Here is an 18,606-nt window from a genome sequence, read left to right as displayed (position 1 = left end):
GGCATCCCATGACCTGGCTCCCCCACATCACCGTCGCCACCCTCGTCGAAGACAACGGCCGCTTCCTGATGGTCGAAGAACTCAAGGGTGGCCGTGCCGTGCTCAACCAGCCCGCCGGGCATCTGGACCCGAACGAAACCCTGACCGAAGCCGCCGTGCGCGAAACCCTCGAAGAAACCGGTTGGGACGTCGAAGCCACCGGCATCGTCGGCATCTACCTCTACACCGCACCGAGCAATGGCGTGACCTATCAACGGGTCTGCTTTATAGCCAAGGCGTTGAAACACCACCCGGACTATCAACTCGACGAAGGCATCCTCCGTGCCCGCTGGCTGACCCGGGACGAACTGATGGACCTGCGCGACGACTGGCGCAGCGAGCTGATCATCCGCTGTATCGATGATTATCTGGCCGGCCAGCGTCACAGCCTGGAATTGATCCGCCCTTCTCTTTAGCCTTGCGGGCCCAGGCCTGCTAGAATCGCGTCCTTTTTCAAGACACCCGTTGAAACCCTATGCGTGATCCAGCCCCTTCTGACACACAAAAGAAGCGCGTCATCGTCGGCATGTCCGGCGGCGTGGATTCTTCCGTTTCCGCCGTTCTGCTCATGGAGCAGGGTTATGAGGTGGAAGGCCTGTTCATGAAGAACTGGGAAGAAGACGATGGAACGGAATATTGCACCGCCATGGACGACCTGGCGGACGCCCAGGCCGTGTGCGACAAGATCGGTATCAAGCTGCACACCGCCAACTTCGCCGCCGAGTACTGGGACAATGTGTTCGAGCACTTCCTGGCCGAATACAAGGCCGGCCGCACGCCGAACCCGGACATCCTGTGCAACCGCGAGATCAAGTTCAAGGCGTTCCTCGACTACGCCATGATGCTTGGCGGCGACCTGATTGCCACTGGCCACTACGTACGCCGCCGCGATAGCGATGGCCGTACCGAACTGCTCAAGGGCCTGGACCCGAACAAGGACCAGAGCTACTTCCTGCACGCCGTCGGCGGTGAACAGATCGCCAAGACCCTGTTCCCGGTCGGTGAGCTGGAAAAGCCCGAAGTGCGCAGGATCGCCGAGAAACACGGCCTGGCCACCGCCAAGAAGAAGGACTCTACCGGCATCTGCTTTATCGGCGAGCGCCGCTTCAGCGACTTCCTCAAGCAGTACCTGCCGGCCCAACCGGGTGAGATCAAGACCACTGATGGCGAAGTGATCGGCCGCCACCACGGCCTGATGTACCACACCATCGGCCAGCGCCAGGGCCTGGGCATTGGCGGCTTGAAAGACGCCGGTGAAGAGCCGTGGTACGTGCTGGTCAAGGACCTGGAAAACAACGTGCTGATCGTCGGCCAGGGCAACGAACACCCGCTGCTGTTCTCTGGCGCGCTGCTTGCCTCGGAGATCTATTGGGTCAACCCGATCGACTTGAGCGCCCCTCGCCGCCTGACCGCCAAAGTGCGCTATCGCCAGAGCGACCAGCCGTGCACCCTGGAAAAAACCGCCACGGGTTACCGGACCACCTTCGATGACCCGCAACGCGCGGTCACCCCAGGCCAATCCGTGGTGTTCTATGACGGCGAAATCTGCCTGGGCGGTGGCGTGATCGAAGTTGCGCAAGCCTGGAGCAACCCGGCATGAGCCCGACCCAGGAGCAATTGACTGCGCTGGGCGGGGTATTTCTGGCCGCCGTGCTGGTGGACAAGATCGCCAAGACCGGCCAGGTCACCGAAGCGGGCTTGGCCTGCATGCTCGGCAGCCTGTTGATCCGCGACCCCAAGGACACCCTGGAAGTCTACGGCGGCGACGACCTGGCCTTGCGTGAAGGCTACCGGGCCTTGATCGGCGCCCTGGAACGCGACCCCAGCACCTTGCAGCGCGAACCCTTGCGCTATGCCCTGTCGATGCTGGGCCTGGAGCGTCAGCTGGCCAAGCGCGACGACCTGCTCGAAACCATCGGCAAGCGTCTGCCGCAGATCCAATCCCAGGTAGAACATTTTGGCCCGGCCCACGAAAACGTGATCGCCGCCTGTGGCGCGCTGTACCAGGACACCTTGAGCACCTTGCGCCAGCGCATCCAGGTGCACGGCGACATGCGCAACCTGCAGCAACCGAACAACGCCTCGAAAATCCGCGCCCTGCTCCTGGCGGGGATTCGTTCGGCACGATTGTGGCGCCAGTTGGGCGGTCATCGTTGGCAGTTGGTGATCAGCCGACGCAAATTGCTCAAAGAGCTTTACCCGTTGATGCGCAACGAATAAGTCGCACCAGCAGACCTTTTTCAAGTTGTTACGCGTAATACGCCGGTCAGTTGGCGACGGACCGGCGGATTTTTTCATGTATGATACGCGCCCCATTTCGTTGCCCGACTGTCCGAGAACACCCCATGCAGCTTTCTTCGCTCACTGCGGTTTCCCCTGTTGACGGCCGCTACGCCGGCAAAACCCAGGCCCTGCGCCCTATTTTCAGCGAATACGGTTTGATCCGTGCTCGTGTCCTGGTTGAAGTGCGCTGGCTCCAGCGCCTGGCCGCTCACCCCGCCATCAGCGAAGTGCCGGCGTTTTCCGCCGAGGCCAACGCTGTCTTGAACACCTTGGCGGAAAACTTCTCCCTGGAGCACGCCGAGCGTGTGAAAGAGATCGAGCGCACCACCAACCACGACGTCAAGGCCATCGAATACCTGCTCAAAGAGCAAGCGGCCAAGCTGCCGGAACTGGCCCAGGTCAGCGAATTCATCCACTTTGCCTGCACCAGCGAGGACATCAACAACCTGTCCCACGCCCTGATGCTGCGCGAAGGCCGTGATGACGTGATGCTGCCACTGATGCGCCAGACCGCCGAAGCGATCCGCGAACTGGCCATCCGCTTCGCCGCCGTACCGATGCTCTCGCGCACCCACGGCCAGCCGGCATCGCCGACCACCCTGGGCAAAGAACTGGCCAACGTGGTGTACCGCCTGGAGCGCCAGATCGCTCAGGTCGCCGCCGTGCCGCTGCTGGGCAAGATCAACGGCGCCGTGGGCAACTACAACGCCCACCTGTCGGCCTACCCCGAGATCGACTGGGAAGCCAACGCCCGCGCCTTCATCGAAGACGAGCTGGGCCTGGGCTTCAACCCGTACACCACGCAGATCGAACCGCACGACTACATTGCCGAGCTGTTCGACGCGATCGCACGCTTCAACACGATCCTGATCGACTTCGATCGCGATATCTGGGGCTACATCTCCCTGGGCTACTTCAAGCAGCGCACCATTGCCGGTGAAATCGGCTCCTCGACCATGCCGCACAAGGTCAACCCGATCGACTTCGAAAACTCCGAAGGCAACCTCGGCATCGCCAACGCCCTGTTCCAGCACCTGGCCAGCAAGTTGCCGATTTCGCGCTGGCAGCGTGACCTGACCGACTCCACCGTGCTGCGCAACCTCGGCGTGGGTTTTGCCCATAGCGTGATCGCGTACGAAGCCAGCCTCAAGGGCATCAGCAAGCTGGAGCTCAACGAGCAGAAAATCGCCGCCGACCTGGATGCCTGCTGGGAAGTCCTGGCTGAGCCGATCCAGACCGTGATGCGCCGCTACAACATCGAAAACCCTTACGAGAAGCTCAAAGAGTTGACGCGCGGCAAGGGCATCACCTCCGATGCGCTGCAAACTTTCATCGACGGCCTGGACATGCCAGCCGCCGCCAAGGCCGAGTTGAAACTGCTCACCCCGGCCAACTACATCGGTAACGCTGTAGAGCAAGCCAAGCGCATCTGATCATCGCACGACCCTTTGAGACGCCCGGCCGCGCCGGGCGTTTTTATTCCTGGCTTAAAAGTGCTTTTTTTCAATAGGTTACACATGAATCCTGATATCCCTCTTCAACTTCTGGGCGGCATCACGGCACGGGAATTCCTGCGCGACTACTGGCAGAAGAAACCGCTGCTGATCCGCCAGGCCATCCCCGACTTCGAAAGCCCGATCGACGCCGACGAACTGGCAGGCCTGGCCCTGGAAGAAGAAGTCGAGTCGCGCCTGGTGATCGAACACGGCGAACGTCCGTGGGAACTGCGTCGCGGCCCGTTCGCCGAAGACGCCTTCAGCACCCTGCCCGAGCGTGAATGGACCCTGCTGGTACAGGCAGTGGATCAGTTCGTGCCGGAAGTCGCCGAGCTGCTCGAGCACTTCCGCTTCCTGCCAAGCTGGCGCATCGATGATGTGATGATCAGCTTCGCCGCGCCGGGTGGCAGCGTCGGTCCGCACTTCGACAACTACGATGTGTTCCTGCTGCAAGCCCAGGGCAAGCGCAACTGGAAAATCGGCCAGATGTGCAATTCTGAAAGTGCGCTGCTGCAGCACGCCGACTTGCGCATCCTCGCCGAATTCGAAGAAAGCGCCGAATGGGTGCTTGAGCCGGGCGACATGCTGTACCTGCCGCCGCGCCTGGCGCACTTCGGCATTGCCGAAGACGACTGCATGACCTACTCGGTAGGCTTCCGCGCACCGAGCGCCGCCGAGGTGCTGACCCACTTCACCGACTTCCTCAGCCAGTACCTGACCGACGAAGAGCGCTACACCGACGCCGACGCCCAGCCGGTCAGCGACCCGCATCAGATTCAAAGCGATGCGCTGGATCGCCTCAAGAGCCTGCTGGCCGAGCACATGAGCGACGAGCGCATGCTGCTGACCTGGTTCGGCCAGTTCATGACCGAACCGCGCTACCCGGAGCTGGTGGCAGGCGAAGAGCTGGGCGAGGACGACTTCATCAGCAGCCTGCAAGACGGCGCAATCCTGGTACGCAACCCGAGTGCACGCCTGGCCTGGTCGGAAGTGGACGACGACGTGTTGCTGTTCGCCAGCGGCCAGAGCCGTTACCTGCCGGGCAAACTGCGCGAACTGTTGAAACTGGTGTGTTCGGCAGACGCCCTGCACAGCGAGAACCTCGGCGATTGGCTAGCGGACGAAGACGGCCGCGACCTGCTGTGCGAATTGGTCAAGCAAGGCAGCCTGGGGTTTGCGGATGAATAGGATTCACGTAAGTGTCGCGGACTGGCGAAAGGATATCGACGAGATTCGGCGCATTCGTGAAGCGGTATTCATCGCTGAACAATCGGTTCCACCCGAGCTGGAATGGGACGCGGACGACGCCGGTGCGATGCACTTTCTGGCGTTCGAAGGTGATTTCCCGATCGGCACCGCTCGGCTGCTGCCCAGCGGCGAAATCGGTCGCGTGTCGGTACTCAAGGACTGGCGCGGGCTGAAGGTCGGCGACAAGCTGATGGAGGCGGTGATCGGCGTGGCCGAGAAGCGCGGCCAGACCCGGCAATTCCTCAGTGCCCAGGTGTATGCGGCGCCGTTCTACGAGCGCCTGGGCTTCAGGATCGTCAGTGACGAATTCCTGGAAGTCGGGATTCCGCATGTGGATATGGTACGGGGGGACTGATCCGAGACCGCATCGCCGCTATCGGGGGCAAGCCCCCTCCCACACTTGACCGCATTCCGAGGAATTTACTTGGTCAAAATGTGGGAGGGGGCTTGCCCCCGATGACTATTTCAGCACCCCCCCAAAATGCCCTGCCTTGCCAGGGCATTTTGCTGTCTAGTATTCAACTTGCGACCCGCCGGGCCGACAAACTGGCACTATCCAGCCTTTGACTCGCAGAGATAACGGACATGTCCCTACGCACCCTGCTCACCGCCCTCCTCCTGGCTGCCAGCGTCTCGGCCGTGGCCGACACCGAAGTGGTCAACCTGAGCAACCGCACCAGCACCGACCTGCTGCCCGTGGCGCAGAACTTCATCGGCAAGGATGGCACCGTCAGTGCCTACGGCAACCAGCTTATCGTTAACGCCGACCCTGCGAAGATAGAGGGCTTGCGCACCCTGCTTTCTCAACTCGACACACCGGCCAAGCGCCTGCTGATCACCGTCGACACCAACGAAAACAACCAGCAGAACAGCGGCGACAGCCAGACCCGTATCATCAGCTACGGCACCACCAGCCGCGAGGGTGGCATTCAGCAGATCCAGGCCAGCGAAGGCGTGCCCGCGCTGATCCAGGTCGGCCAGAGCGTACCGCTGACCACCACGCAGCAGGACAGTTACGGGCGCCTGCAGAACCAGACCCAGTATCGCAACGTCACCCAGGGTTTCTACGTGACCGCCAGCGTCACCGGCGAGACCGTTCACCTGGCCATCAGTACCAACCGTGACCGCATGAGCCAGGAACGGCCTGATGTAGTGAACGTGCAAAGCACCGACACAAGCGTCAGTGGCCGCCTGGGCGAATGGATCTCCCTGGCTGGCATCAACCGTGAGACCCAGGCTGATAAATCCGCTACAACCCGCAGCTACTCTACTCAGGGCCGCGATGACCTGACGGTGCGGGTCAAGGTCGACACGCTGAACTGAAGCACCAAAAACTGACTGGCGAGTCGTATTAGACCAAAGATGTAGTGCTTTAAAAAAAGCACTACAAACCAATTGACGATCCAAAAAAGCATGGGCATGATGGCCTCGCTCCCGCTAATCAGGGGCCCTGGCAAGGGCCTTCGGATCGTCGCTCCAAGCTACCCACCTGAGCCGATTCGTGTCTGTACCGCCCACAAGGTGTGTTTGACGAGGTTGCGACTGGAACGAAGTTGTCCCGAGGGACGGAAGCCAACCAGGTAACCCGGCTACACACTGATGGATCGTACCAAGGCCCACGATGCCCGAAGACCGTTCGCAGTTTGCCCTTACCTGCTCAACTCCGCCTTGAGCCATCGTTCATCCCGTCGCCCTCCCCGCCGAACCCGGCTTGACCGCCTGAGCTTCTGGTCAGCGAGCAGCCATCACCACGTACTCATTACGCGGCTGGCAAATGGAATTTTCCACCTAGACCTATGCGACGAGGTTTTTCCCCATGGCACTGACACGCGAACAGCAAATTGCAGCCCTTGAAAAAGACTGGGCTGAAAACCCACGCTGGAAAGGCGTGACCCGCGCTTATTCCGCTGCTGACGTCGTCCGCCTGCGTGGCTCGGTCCAACCTGAGCACACCTTTGCAAAACTCGGCGCCGAGAAGCTGTGGAACCTGGTCACCCAAGGTGCCAAGCCGTCCTTCCGCCCCGACAAAGATTTCGTCAACTGCATGGGCGCCCTCACTGGCGGCCAGGCAGTGCAACAGGTGAAAGCCGGTATCCAGGCGATCTACCTGTCCGGCTGGCAAGTGGCAGCGGACAACAACTCCGCTGAATCCATGTACCCCGACCAATCGCTGTACCCGGTGGACTCCGTGCCGACCGTGGTCAAGCGCATCAACAACTCGTTCCGTCGTGCCGACCAGATCCAGTGGAAAGCCGGCAAAGGTCCGGGCGATGAAGGCTACATCGACTACTTCGCCCCTATCGTGGCCGACGCCGAAGCCGGTTTCGGCGGCGTGCTCAACGCCTACGAGCTGATGAAGAGCATGATCGAGGCGGGCGCTGCCGGCGTGCACTTCGAAGACCAGCTGGCTTCGGTGAAAAAATGCGGCCACATGGGCGGCAAAGTACTGGTTCCGACCCAGGAAGCCGTACAGAAACTCACCGCTGCCCGCTTGGCGGCCGACGTTGCCGGCACGCCAACCATCATCCTGGCGCGCACCGATGCCAACGCCGCTGACCTGCTGACATCGGACTGCGACCCGTACGACCAGCCATTCGTCACCGGCGAACGCACCCAGGAAGGTTTCTACAAAGTGCGCGCCGGTCTCGACCAGGCGATCGCCCGTGGCCTGGCCTACGCGCCGTACGCCGACCTGATCTGGTGCGAAACCGCCAAGCCGGACCTGGACGAAGCCCGCCGTTTCGCCGAAGCGATCAAGAAGGAATACCCGGACCAACTGCTGTCCTACAACTGCTCGCCTTCCTTCAACTGGAAGAAGAACCTGGACGACGCGACCATCGCCAAGTTCCAGCGCGAACTGTCCGCCATGGGCTACAAGCACCAGTTCATCACCCTGGCCGGCATTCACAACATGTGGCACAGCATGTTCAACCTGGCGCACGACTACGCCCGCAACGACATGACCGCCTACGTGAAGCTGCAAGAGCAAGAGTTTGCTGACGCATCGAAGGGTTACACCTTCGTGGCGCACCAGCAGGAAGTGGGCACCGGCTACTTCGACGACATGACCACCGTGATCCAGGGCGGCACCTCGTCCGTGACCGCGCTGACCGGTTCGACCGAGGAAGAGCAGTTCCACTGAGTGACCGAGTACACGGCCACTGCGGCCCCAGGGAAGACCTAACCGCAGTGCCGCACACCCATCACGCCCCGACTGGTTCGGGGCGTTTTTTTGCCTGCACACCATGTACTGACGCACCCCGAACCAATGTGGGAGGGGGCTTGCCCCCCGATGGCGGTGGATCAAGCAACAGATGTGCTGACTGACACTCGGCAATCGGGGGGGCAAGCCCCCGCTCACAGGGGATTGCATGCAATTTGACGATTGTGCGCAAAACATTGATCCAGAGCGGTATCTGCCCGGATCAAATCAGTTAAAAAATCCGCTCCATCAACTAAGCGACACTCAACCAAGTAACGGCAACTTCCCGCGCTACACGAGAAACATTCGCTTAAACCCCACGCAAACAATATTCATTATCATTTGGAATGAGAAAACTTCGTTACCGCTTAAACAAAACACATTTGATAAAAAGCCCGCTAATGCCCGCGCTGCAAGGGCTACAGCCCCATTAAGGTGCACTATGTGCTTATTCCACCGAATAATTTCGCCACAGGAATTTTACTTGCCCGGTGTTTAGCCATAAAATCACCGCGATTGATTGCAGTGCGACATATCGTCACTGCATCGTTACTTTTTCGAGCTCAGAGACCTTTGCTCTCTGTTAAGGATTTCCAGCATGACCGATGCGACAGGACTCATGGCCCACAACTGGGGCTTTGCCATTTTCCTCCTCGGTGTTGTGGGGCTTTGCGCCTTCATGCTCGGCGTCTCCAGCCTCCTCGGGTCAAAAGCCTGGGGCCGCAGCAAAAACGAACCGTTCGAGTCCGGCATGCTACCTACAGGTGGCGCCCGCTTGCGGCTCTCAGCCAAATTCTATCTGGTCGCGATGCTCTTCGTGATCTTCGATATCGAAGCCCTCTTTCTCTTTGCCTGGTCTGTGTCCGTCCGCGAAAGCGGCTGGACCGGATTCGTCGAAGCTCTCGTTTTCATAGCAATTCTGTTGGCAGGTCTTGTCTACCTGTTCCGAGTGGGCGCCCTTGACTGGGCTCCGGAAGCTCGTCGCAAGCGGCAAGCGAAGCTGAAACAATGAGGCTTTGGCGATGCAATACAATCTCACCAGGATCGACCCGGATGCTCCTAACGAGCAGTACCCCATCGGCGAGCGGGAAACCGTTTCCGATCCGTTAGAAGACCAAGTCCACAAGAACATCTACATGGGCAAGCTGGAAGACGTGCTGAGTGGCGCGGTCAACTGGGGGCGTAAGAACTCCCTGTGGCCGTACAACTTCGGCCTTTCGTGCTGCTACGTGGAAATGACCACCGCCTTCACGGCGCCCCACGACATCGCGCGCTTTGGCGCCGAAGTTATCCGGGCATCACCGCGCCAGGCGGATTTCATGGTTATCGCCGGTACCTGCTTTATCAAGATGGCGCCGATCATCCAGCGTCTCTATGAGCAAATGCTCGAACCGAAATGGGTGATCTCCATGGGTTCGTGCGCCAACTCCGGTGGCATGTACGACATCTACTCCGTCGTTCAAGGGGTGGACAAGTTCCTGCCCGTGGACGTCTACGTGCCTGGCTGCCCGCCCCGCCCCGAAGCATTCCTGCAAGGCTTGATGCTGTTGCAGGAATCGATTGGCAAGGAGCGTCGCCCGTTGTCCTGGGTCGTCGGTGATCAAGGCGTGTACCGCGCCGAGATGCCGTCCCAAAAGGAACAGCGCCGCGAACAGCGAATCGCAGTCACCAACCTGCGCAGCCCCGACGAAGTCTGATCCAGCCCGCTTCTTTTTATAGAACGAAAACCTGGCTTCATTCTTTACGTTGACCGAAAGCGATAAAAAACCATGACTACAGGCAGTGCTCTGTATATCCCGCCTTACAAGGCAGACGACCAGGATGTGGTTGTCGAACTCAATAACCGTTTTGGCCCTGATGCCTTCACCGCCCAGGCCACACGCACCGGTATGCCGGTGCTGTGGGTGGCGCGTGCCAGGTTCGTCGAAGTCCTGAGCTTCCTGCGCAATCTGCCCAAGCCGTACGTCATGCTCTATGACCTGCATGGCGTGGACGAGCGTCTGCGCACCAAGCGCCAGGGTTTGCCGAGCGGCGCCGATTTCACCGTGTTCTATCACTTGATGTCGCTGGAACGTAACAGCGACGTGATGATCAAGGTCGCGCTGAGCGAGAGCGACCTGAGCGTCCCGACCGTGACCGGTATCTGGCCGAACGCCAGCTGGTACGAGCGCGAAGTCTGGGACATGTTCGGTATCGATTTCCCAGGCCACCCGCACCTGACGCGCATCATGATGCCGCCGACCTGGGAAGGTCACCCGCTGCGCAAGGACTACCCTGCCCGCGCCACCGAATTCGACCCGTTCAGCCTGACCCTCGCCAAGCAGCAGCTTGAAGAAGAGGCCGCACGCTTCCGCCCGGAAGACTGGGGCATGAAGCGCTCCGGCACCAACGAGGACTACATGTTCCTCAACCTGGGCCCGAACCACCCTTCGGCCCACGGTGCCTTCCGTATCATCCTGCAACTGGACGGCGAAGAAATCGTCGACTGCGTGCCGGACATCGGCTACCACCACCGTGGTGCCGAGAAGATGGCCGAACGTCAGTCGTGGCACAGCTTCATTCCCTACACCGACCGTATCGACTACCTCGGCGGCGTGATGAACAACCTGCCGTACGTGCTCTCGGTCGAGAAGCTGGCCGGCATCAAGGTACCGGACCGCGTCGACACCATCCGCATCATGATGGCCGAGTTCTTCCGTATCACCAGCCACCTGCTGTTCCTGGGTACCTATATCCAGGACGTTGGCGCCATGACCCCGGTGTTCTTCACCTTCACCGACCGCCAGCGCGCCTACAAGGTCATCGAAGCCATCACCGGTTTCCGCCTGCATCCGGCCTGGTACCGCATTGGCGGTGTGGCCCACGACCTGCCGAACGGCTGGGAGCGCCTGGTCAAGGAATTCATCGACTGGATGCCCAAGCGTCTGGACGAGTACCAGAAGGCCGCCCTGGATAACAGCATCCTCAAGGGGCGTACCATCGGCGTCGCGCAATACAACACCAAAGAGGCCCTGGAATGGGGCGTCACCGGTGCCGGCCTGCGTTCGACCGGCTGCGATTTCGACCTGCGTAAAGCGCGCCCGTACTCCGGCTACGAGAACTTCGAATTCGAAGTCCCGCTGGCGGCCAATGGCGACGCCTACGACCGTTGCATCGTGCGCGTCGAAGAAATGCGCCAGAGCCTGAAGATCATCGAGCAGTGCATGCGCAACATGCCGGCCGGCCCGTACAAGGCGGATCACCCGCTGACCACGCCGCCGCCCAAAGAGCGCACGCTGCAGCACATCGAAACCCTGATCACGCACTTCCTGCAAGTCTCGTGGGGCCCGGTGATGCCGGCCAACGAGTCCTTCCAGATGATTGAAGCGACCAAGGGCATCAACAGTTATTACCTGACGAGCGATGGCGGCACCATGAGCTACCGCACCCGGATTCGCACCCCAAGCTTCCCGCACTTGCAACAGATCCCTTCGGTGATCAAAGGCGAGATGGTCGCGGACTTGATTGCGTACCTGGGTAGTATCGATTTCGTTATGGCCGACGTGGACCGCTAAGCATGAACAGCACGCTTATCCAGACAGACCGTTTCACCTTGAGTGAAACCGAGCGCTCCGCCATCGAGCACGAGCTGCATCACTACGAAGACCCGCGCGCGGCGTCGATCGAGGCCTTGAAGATCGTCCAGAAGGAACGTGGCTGGGTGCCGGACGGCGCCCTCTACGCCATCGGCGAGATCCTCGGCATCCCCGCCAGCGACGTTGAAGGCGTGGCGACGTTCTACAGCCAGATCTTCCGCCAGCCAGTGGGCCGCCACATCATCCGCGTGTGCGACAGCATGGTCTGCTACATCGGTGGCCACGAGTCCGTGGTCAGCGAGATCCAGGCCAAGCTGGGCATCGGCCTGGGCCAGACCACCGCCGACGGCCGCTTCACGCTGCTGCCGGTGTGCTGCCTGGGCAACTGCGACAAGGCGCCGGCGTTGATGATCGACGACGACACATTCGGTGACGTACAGCCTGCTGGCGTGACCCAATTGCTCGAGGGCTACCCATGACCCTGACTTCCTTCGGCCCGGCCAACCTGATCAAGCGTTCGGCCGAGACCCACCCGCTGACCTGGCGCCTGCGTGACGACGGTGAGCCGGTATGGCTCGACGAATACCAGGCCAAGAACGGCTACGCCGCCGCGCGCAAGGCGTTCGCCGACATGGCCCAGGACGATATCGTCCAGACCGTCAAGGACGCCGGCCTCAAAGGCCGCGGCGGTGCAGGCTTCCCCACGGGCGTGAAGTGGGGCCTGATGCCCAAAGACGAATCCATCAACATCCGCTACCTGCTATGCAACGCGGATGAAATGGAGCCCAACACCTGGAAAGACCGCATGCTGATGGAGCAACTGCCCCATCTGCTGATCGAAGGCATGCTGATCAGCGCACGCGCGCTGAAAACCTACCGGGGTTATATCTTCCTGCGTGGCGAATACACCACCGCCGCCAAGCACCTCAACCGTGCCGTGGCCGAAGCCAAGGCGGCGGGCCTGCTGGGCAAGAACATCCTGGGTTCGGGCTTCGACTTCGAGCTGTTTGTGCACACCGGCGCCGGGCGTTACATCTGCGGTGAAGAAACCGCACTGATCAACTCCCTCGAAGGCCGCCGCGCCAACCCGCGCTCCAAGCCGCCCTTCCCTGCCGCCGTCGGCGTGTGGGGCAAGCCGACCTGTGTGAACAACGTCGAGACCCTGTGCAACGTGCCGGCGATCATCGCCGACGGCGTGGACTGGTACAAATCGTTGGCCCGTGAAGGCAGTGAAGACATGGGCACCAAGCTCATGGGCTTCTCCGGCAAGGTCAAGAACCCGGGCCTGTGGGAACTGCCATTCGGCGTCACCGCGCGCGAGCTGTTCGAGGACTACGCCGGCGGCATGCGCGACGGCTACACCTTGAAAGCCTGGCAGCCAGGCGGCGCGGGCACCGGCTTCCTGCTGCCCGAGCACCTCGATGCACAAATGTATGCCGGCGGCATCGGCAAGGTGGGCACCCGGATGGGCACCGGCCTGGCGATGGCGGTCGACAACACGGTGAACATGGTCTCGTTGCTGCGCAACATGGAGCAATTCTTTGCCCGTGAATCCTGCGGTTTCTGCACCCCTTGCCGCGACGGCCTGCCGTGGAGCGTCAAGTTGCTGATGGCCCTGGAAAACGGCGAAGGCCGCGAGGGTGATATCGAAACCCTGCTCGGCCTGGTGGGTTTCCTCGGCCCAGGCAAGACCTTCTGTGCTCACGCACCGGGCGCCGTGGAGCCATTGGGCAGCGCAATCAAATACTTCCGCCCTGAATTCGAGGCCGGCATCGCGCCAACCCGCGCGGGCGAACTCACTCAGGTGGTATCACCGACCATGGTCGGTGCGTAGCGCTTAAAGAAGCGAAGGGTCCGTGCCCTTCGTTTTTCTCATGTGCAGACGCCTTGATGGCTGTGTTGATGCACATGAATAACAAGATTCCATTAGCCACGCCCGCTGACAACGGGCCAACGAAGAACTTTGAACCATGGCCACTATCCACGTAGACGGCAAAGCGCTCGAAGTCGATGGGGCGGACAACCTGTTACAGGCATGTCTGTCACTCGGCCTCGACATCCCGTATTTCTGCTGGCACCCCGCGCTTGGTAGCGTCGGTGCCTGTCGCCAGTGTGCGGTCAAGCAATACACCGACGAGAACGACACCCGTGGTCGTATCGTCATGTCGTGCATGACCCCAGCCACCGACAACACCTGGATCTCCATCGACGATGAAGAATCCAAGGCGTTCCGCGCCAGCGTGGTCGAATGGCTGATGACCAACCACCCCCACGACTGCCCGGTCTGTGAGGAAGGCGGTCACTGCCACCTGCAAGACATGACGGTGATGACCGGCCACAACGAGCGCCGTTATCGCTTCACCAAGCGTACCCACCAGAACCAGGACCTCGGCCCGTTCATTTCCCACGAGATGAACCGCTGCATCGCCTGCTACCGCTGCGTGCGCTTCTATAAAGACTATGCCGGCGGCACCGACCTCGGCGTATTTGGCGCCCACGACAACGTGTACTTCGGTCGCGTTGAAGACGGCGTGCTCGAGAGCGAATTCTCCGGCAACCTCACCGAGGTCTGCCCGACCGGTGTGTTCACCGACAAGACTCACTCCGAGCGCTACAACCGCAAGTGGGACATGCAATTCGCCCCGAGCATCTGCCATGGCTGCTCCAGCGGTTGCAACATCTCCCCGGGCGAGCGTTACGGTGAACTGCGCCGTATCGAAAACCGCTTCAACGGTTCGGTCAACCAGTACTTCCTGTGCGACCGCGGCCGTTTCGGCTATGGCTACGTCAACCGCGAAGACCGCCCACGCCAGCCGCTGCTGGCCGATGGCGCCAAACTGAGCCTGGACGCGGCGCTGGATAAAGCCGCCGACCTGTTGCGCGGCCGTAATATCGTCGGTATCGGTTCGCCCCGGGCCAGCCTCGAAAGCAACTTCGCGTTGCGCGAACTGGTCGGCGCCGAGCACTTTTACAGCGGCATCGAAGCCGGCGAGCTGGAGCGCATCCGCCTGGTCCTGCAAGTGCTCAACGACAGCCCGCTGCCAGTGCCGAACATGCGCGACATCGAAGATCACGATGCGATCTTCGTGCTCGGTGAAGACCTGACCCAGACCGCCGCACGTATCGCGTTGTCGCTGCGCCAATCGGTCAAAGGCAAGGCCGAAGAAATGGCCGACGCCATGCGCGTACAGCCGTGGCTTGACGCTGCGGTGAAAAACATCGGCCAGCACGCGCTGAACCCGCTGTTTATCGCGTCCCTGGCTGAAACCAAGCTCGACGACATCGCCGAAGAATGCGTCCACGCCGCACCGGACGACCTGGCCCGCCTCGGCTTCGCCGTGGCCCACGCCCTGGACGCCAGCGCACCGGCCGTCGAAGGCCTGGACACTGAAGCCGTGGAACTGGCCCAACGCATCGCCGACGCCCTGCTGGCGGCCAAGCGTCCATTGATCATTGCCGGGACCTCCCTGGGTTCCAAGGCGCTGATCGAAGCCGCCGCCAACATCGCCAAGGCCCTGAAGCTGCGCGACAAGAACGGCTCCATCAGCCTGGTCGTGCCGGAAGCCAACAGCCTCGGCCTGGCCATGCTCGGCGGCGAGTCCGTGGATGCCGCGCTGCAAGCGGTGATCGACGGCAATGCCGACGCCATCGTCGTGCTGGAAAACGACCTGTACACCCGCACCGCTGCGGCCAAGGTTGACGCTGCGCTCAACGCCGCCAAGGTGCTGATCGTTGCCGACCACCAGAAGACCGCCACCAGCGAGCGTGCGCACCTGGTATTGCCGGCTGCCAGCTTCGCCGAAGGCGACGGCACCCTGGTCAGCCAGGAAGGCCGCGCCCAGCGTTTCTTCCAGGTGTTCGATCCGAAGTACATGGACGCCAGCATCCTGGTGCATGAAGGCTGGCGCTGGCTGCATGCCCTGCGCGCCACCCTGCTGAACCAGCCGATCGACTGGACCCAGCTCGACCACGTCACCGCTGCTACCGCCGCGAGCGCGCCGCAACTGGCACGCATCGTCGATGCTGCACCGTCCGCCGCGTTCCGCATCAAGGGTCTGAAACTGGCGCGTGAACCGTTGCGTTATTCCGGTCGTACCGCCATGCGCGCCGACATCAGCGTGCATGAGCCACGTACCCCGCAAGACATCGACACCGCGTTCGCCTTCTCCATGGAAGGTTACTCGGGTTCGGCCGAACCGCGTCAGCAGGTGCCGTTCGCCTGGTCGCCGGGCTGGAACTCGCCGCAGGCCTGGAACAAGTTCCAGGACGAAGTCGGGGGTCACATCCGCGCTGGCGACCCGGGCACCCGCCTGATCGAAAGCACCGGTGACTCGCTGAACTGGTTTGCTGCGGTACCGCGTCCGTTCAACCCGGCGCCGGGCACCTGGCAGGTCGTGCCGTTCTTCCACCTGTTCGGCAGCGAAGAGACCTCTTCCAAGGCCGCGCCGGTTCAAGAACGCATTCCGGCCGCCTATGTGTCGCTGGCCAAGTCCGAAGCCGACCGCCTGGGCGTCAACGACGGTGCCCTGCTCAGCCTGAGCGTAGCCGGCCAGACCTTGCGTCTGCCGCTGCGCATCAACGATGAGCTGGGCGCCGGCCTGGTTGCACTGCCAAAAGGCCTCGCCGGTATTCCTCCCGCGATCTTTGGCCACACCGTTGACGGTCTGCAGGAGGCAGCGCAATGACTTGGTTCACTCCTGAAGTGATCGACGTGATCATCTCGGTGGTCAAGGCCATCGTGATCCTGTTGGCCGTGGTCGTGGCAGGCGCCCTGCTCAGCTTCGTCGAACGTCGCCTGCTGGGCTGGTGGCAGGACCGCTACGGTCCGAACCGCGTCGGTCCGTTCGGCATGTTCCAGATCGCGGCCGACATGCTGAAAATGTTCTTCAAGGAAGACTGGACTCCGCCGTTTGCCGACAAGGTGATCTTCACCCTGGCGCCGGTCGTGGCCATGAGCGCCTTGCTGATCGCTTTCGCGATCATCCCGATCACCCCGACCTGGGGCGTGGCGGACTTGAACATCGGCTTGCTGTTCTTCTTTGCCATGGCCGGCCTGTCGGTGTATGCGGTGCTGTTCGCCGGTTGGTCGAGCAACAACAAGTTTGCCCTGCTGGGCAGCTTGCGGGCCTCGGCGCAAACCGTGTCCTATGAAGTGTTCATGGGCTTGGCACTGATGGGCATCGTGGTGCAGGTTGGCTCGTTCAACATGCGCGATATCGTCGAGTACCAGGCACAGAACCTGTGGTTCATCATTCCGCAGTTCTTTGGCTTCTGTACCTTCTTCATCGCGGGCGTGGCCGTGACGCACCGTCACCCCTTCGACCAGCCGGAAGCGGAACAGGAACTGGCCGACGGTTACCACATTGAATATGCCGGCATGAAGTGGGGCATGTTCTTCGTCGGTGAGTACATCGGCATCATCTTGATCTCGGCCCTGCTGGTCACGCTATTCTTCGGCGGCTGGCATGGCCCGTTCGGCATCCTGCCGCAGTTGGCCTTCTTCTGGTTCTTCCTGAAGACCGCGTTCTTCATCATGCTGTTCATCCTGCTGCGCGCCTCGATTCCGCGCCCGCGCTATGACCAGGTGATGGATTTCAGCTGGAGATTCTGCCTGCCGCTGACCCTGATCAATTTGCTGGTGACGGCTGCCGTCGTGTTGTTGAACACGCCGGCTGCCGCGGTTCAGTGAGGATTTGACCCATGTTCAAATATATTGGCGACATCGTTAAGGGTACCGGTACCCAGTTGCGAAGCCTGGTGATGGTGTTCGGTCACGGCTTTCGCAAACGCGACACCCTGCAATACCCGGAAGAGGCGGTGTACCTGCCGCCGCGCTATCGCGGCCGCATCGTACTGACCCGCGACCCCGATGGCGAAGAGCGTTGCGTAGCCTGCAACCTGTGCGCCGTGGCGTGCCCGGTGGGTTGCATCTCCCTGCAGAAAGCTGAAACCGAAGACGGTCGCTGGTACCCGGACTTCTTCCGCATCAACTTCTCGCGCTGCATTTTCTGCGGCCTCTGCGAGGAAGCTTGCCCGACCACCGCGATCCAGCTCACGCCGGATTTCGAGATGGCCGAGTTCAAACGTCAGGACCTGGTGTACGAGAAAGAAGATCTGCTGATCTCTGGTCCCGGTAAAAACCCTGATTACAACTTCTATCGTGTTGCAGGTATGGCCGTTGCCGGTAAGCCCAAAGGCGCCGCACAAAACGAAGCCGAGCCGATCAACGTGAAGAGCTTGCTGCCTTAAGGAAGAAAGATGGAATTCGCTTTCTATTTCGCATCGGGTATTGCAGTGGTGTCCACGCTTCGCGTGATCACCAACACCAACCCCGTGCACGCCCTGCTCTACCTGATCATTTCGCTGATCGCCGTGGCCATGACCTTCTTTGCCCTCGGCGCACCGTTCGCCGGTGTACTGGAAGTGATCGCCTACGCCGGCGCCATCATGGTGCTGTTCGTGTTTGTGGTGATGATGCTCAACCTGGGGCCGGCCTCGGTCGCCCAGGAACGCGTCTGGCTCAAGCCCGGCATCTGGCTCGGCCCGGTGATTCTCGCAGCCTTGCTGCTGGGTGAACTGCTGTATGTGCTGTTCGCTCACCAGAGCGGCCAGGCCATCGGCCACACCACCGTGGACGCGAAAGCCGTCGGCGTCAGCCTGTTCGGCCCGTACCTGCTGGTGGTCGAACTGGCTTCGATGCTGCTGCTCGCCGCAGCCATCACCGCCTTCCACTTGGGCCGCAACGAAGCCAAGGAGCAATGAC

Annotated in this window: 17 protein-coding genes; all 17 read left to right on the top strand. The window is 61.2% G+C overall.

The genetic code is table 11. The annotated features are described in order from the left end of the window. Nucleotides 1-8 precede the first annotated feature (8 nt). The 17 genes from PspCFBP13528_RS11545 (at nt 9) to nuoJ (ending at nt 18,605) form a co-directional block, all read left to right on the top strand. On the top strand, nt 9-455 hold the full coding sequence (locus tag PspCFBP13528_RS11545; RefSeq protein ID WP_101220123.1) for an NUDIX hydrolase: 447 nt from the start codon (nt 9-11) through the stop codon (nt 453-455). A 59-nt stretch (nt 456-514) separates the two neighbouring features. Continuing rightward, the gene (mnmA, locus tag PspCFBP13528_RS11540) at nt 515-1,639 is read left to right on the top strand and encodes a tRNA 2-thiouridine(34) synthase MnmA (RefSeq protein WP_137200250.1); all 1,125 of its coding nucleotides are present in this window, start codon (nt 515-517) and stop codon (nt 1,637-1,639) included. Continuing rightward, complete coding sequence (gene hflD, locus PspCFBP13528_RS11535; protein ID WP_065953139.1) at nt 1,636-2,259, top strand: high frequency lysogenization protein HflD; 624 nt, start codon at nt 1,636-1,638, stop codon at nt 2,257-2,259. Before mnmA ends, hflD begins: the two co-directional genes overlap by 4 nt. A gap of 125 nt (nt 2,260-2,384) precedes the next feature. Continuing rightward, complete coding sequence (gene purB, locus PspCFBP13528_RS11530) at nt 2,385-3,755, top strand: adenylosuccinate lyase (RefSeq protein ID WP_065884957.1); 1,371 nt, start codon at nt 2,385-2,387, stop codon at nt 3,753-3,755. An 84-nt stretch (nt 3,756-3,839) separates the two neighbouring features. Continuing rightward, entirely contained in the window at nt 3,840-5,006 is a 1,167-nt protein-coding gene (locus tag PspCFBP13528_RS11525; RefSeq protein ID WP_065953138.1) for a cupin domain-containing protein, read from the top strand. Continuing rightward, complete coding sequence (locus tag PspCFBP13528_RS11520; protein WP_065953137.1) at nt 4,999-5,421, top strand: GNAT family N-acetyltransferase; 423 nt, start codon at nt 4,999-5,001, stop codon at nt 5,419-5,421. The genes PspCFBP13528_RS11525 and PspCFBP13528_RS11520 overlap by 8 nt, the downstream gene beginning before the upstream one ends. 230 nt (nt 5,422-5,651) lie before the next feature. After that, nucleotides 5,652-6,389, top strand: coding sequence for a secretin N-terminal domain-containing protein (locus tag PspCFBP13528_RS11515; protein WP_065953136.1), 738 nt, complete (start codon nt 5,652-5,654; stop codon nt 6,387-6,389). A gap of 493 nt (nt 6,390-6,882) precedes the next feature. Beyond that, entirely contained in the window at nt 6,883-8,208 is a 1,326-nt protein-coding gene (gene aceA, locus PspCFBP13528_RS11510; RefSeq protein ID WP_010458877.1) for an isocitrate lyase, read from the top strand. A 658-nt stretch (nt 8,209-8,866) separates the two neighbouring features. After that, a complete protein-coding gene (locus PspCFBP13528_RS11505; protein ID WP_003192109.1) occupies nt 8,867-9,280 on the top strand; it encodes an NADH-quinone oxidoreductase subunit A in 414 nt (137 codons plus the stop codon). 10 nt (nt 9,281-9,290) lie between these two features. After that, nucleotides 9,291-9,965, top strand: a complete 675-nt coding sequence (locus tag PspCFBP13528_RS11500) for an NADH-quinone oxidoreductase subunit B (RefSeq protein ID WP_003174719.1) — start codon at nt 9,291-9,293, stop codon at nt 9,963-9,965. Nucleotides 9,966-10,037: 72 nt separating this feature from the next. Beyond that, nucleotides 10,038-11,822 carry an NADH-quinone oxidoreductase subunit C/D gene (nuoC, locus tag PspCFBP13528_RS11495; RefSeq protein ID WP_137200249.1) on the top strand — a complete coding sequence of 595 codons (1,785 nt, stop codon included), beginning with the start codon at nt 10,038-10,040 and terminating at the stop codon, nt 11,820-11,822. Between the two features lie 2 nt (nt 11,823-11,824). Then, on the top strand, nt 11,825-12,322 hold the full coding sequence (nuoE, locus tag PspCFBP13528_RS11490) for an NADH-quinone oxidoreductase subunit NuoE (RefSeq protein WP_003232080.1): 498 nt from the start codon (nt 11,825-11,827) through the stop codon (nt 12,320-12,322). After that, the gene (gene nuoF, locus PspCFBP13528_RS11485; protein WP_057024316.1) at nt 12,319-13,677 is read left to right on the top strand and encodes an NADH-quinone oxidoreductase subunit NuoF; all 1,359 of its coding nucleotides are present in this window, start codon (nt 12,319-12,321) and stop codon (nt 13,675-13,677) included. The genes nuoE and nuoF overlap by 4 nt, the downstream gene beginning before the upstream one ends. A gap of 136 nt (nt 13,678-13,813) precedes the next feature. After that, nucleotides 13,814-16,528 (top strand): NADH-quinone oxidoreductase subunit NuoG, encoded by a 2,715-nt coding sequence (gene nuoG / locus PspCFBP13528_RS11480; protein WP_065953134.1) that lies wholly within the window; start codon nt 13,814-13,816, stop codon nt 16,526-16,528. Beyond that, nucleotides 16,525-17,532, top strand: coding sequence for an NADH-quinone oxidoreductase subunit NuoH (nuoH, locus tag PspCFBP13528_RS11475; protein WP_003174724.1), 1,008 nt, complete (start codon nt 16,525-16,527; stop codon nt 17,530-17,532). Before nuoG ends, nuoH begins: the two co-directional genes overlap by 4 nt. 11 nt (nt 17,533-17,543) lie before the next feature. Next, nucleotides 17,544-18,092, top strand: a complete 549-nt coding sequence (gene nuoI / locus PspCFBP13528_RS11470; protein WP_003174725.1) for an NADH-quinone oxidoreductase subunit NuoI — start codon at nt 17,544-17,546, stop codon at nt 18,090-18,092. Between the two features lie 9 nt (nt 18,093-18,101). Beyond that, complete coding sequence (gene nuoJ / locus PspCFBP13528_RS11465) at nt 18,102-18,605, top strand: NADH-quinone oxidoreductase subunit J (protein ID WP_065894936.1); 504 nt, start codon at nt 18,102-18,104, stop codon at nt 18,603-18,605. Nucleotide 18,606 lies beyond the last annotated feature (1 nt).

Source organism: Pseudomonas sp. CFBP13528 (assembly GCF_005233615.1).
GTDB classification, from domain to species: Bacteria; Pseudomonadota; Gammaproteobacteria; order Pseudomonadales; family Pseudomonadaceae; genus Aquipseudomonas; species Aquipseudomonas fluorescens_AM.
The sequence above is the reverse complement of the archived record's forward strand: the minus strand, read 5'-3'. Positions and strand labels throughout refer to the sequence as shown.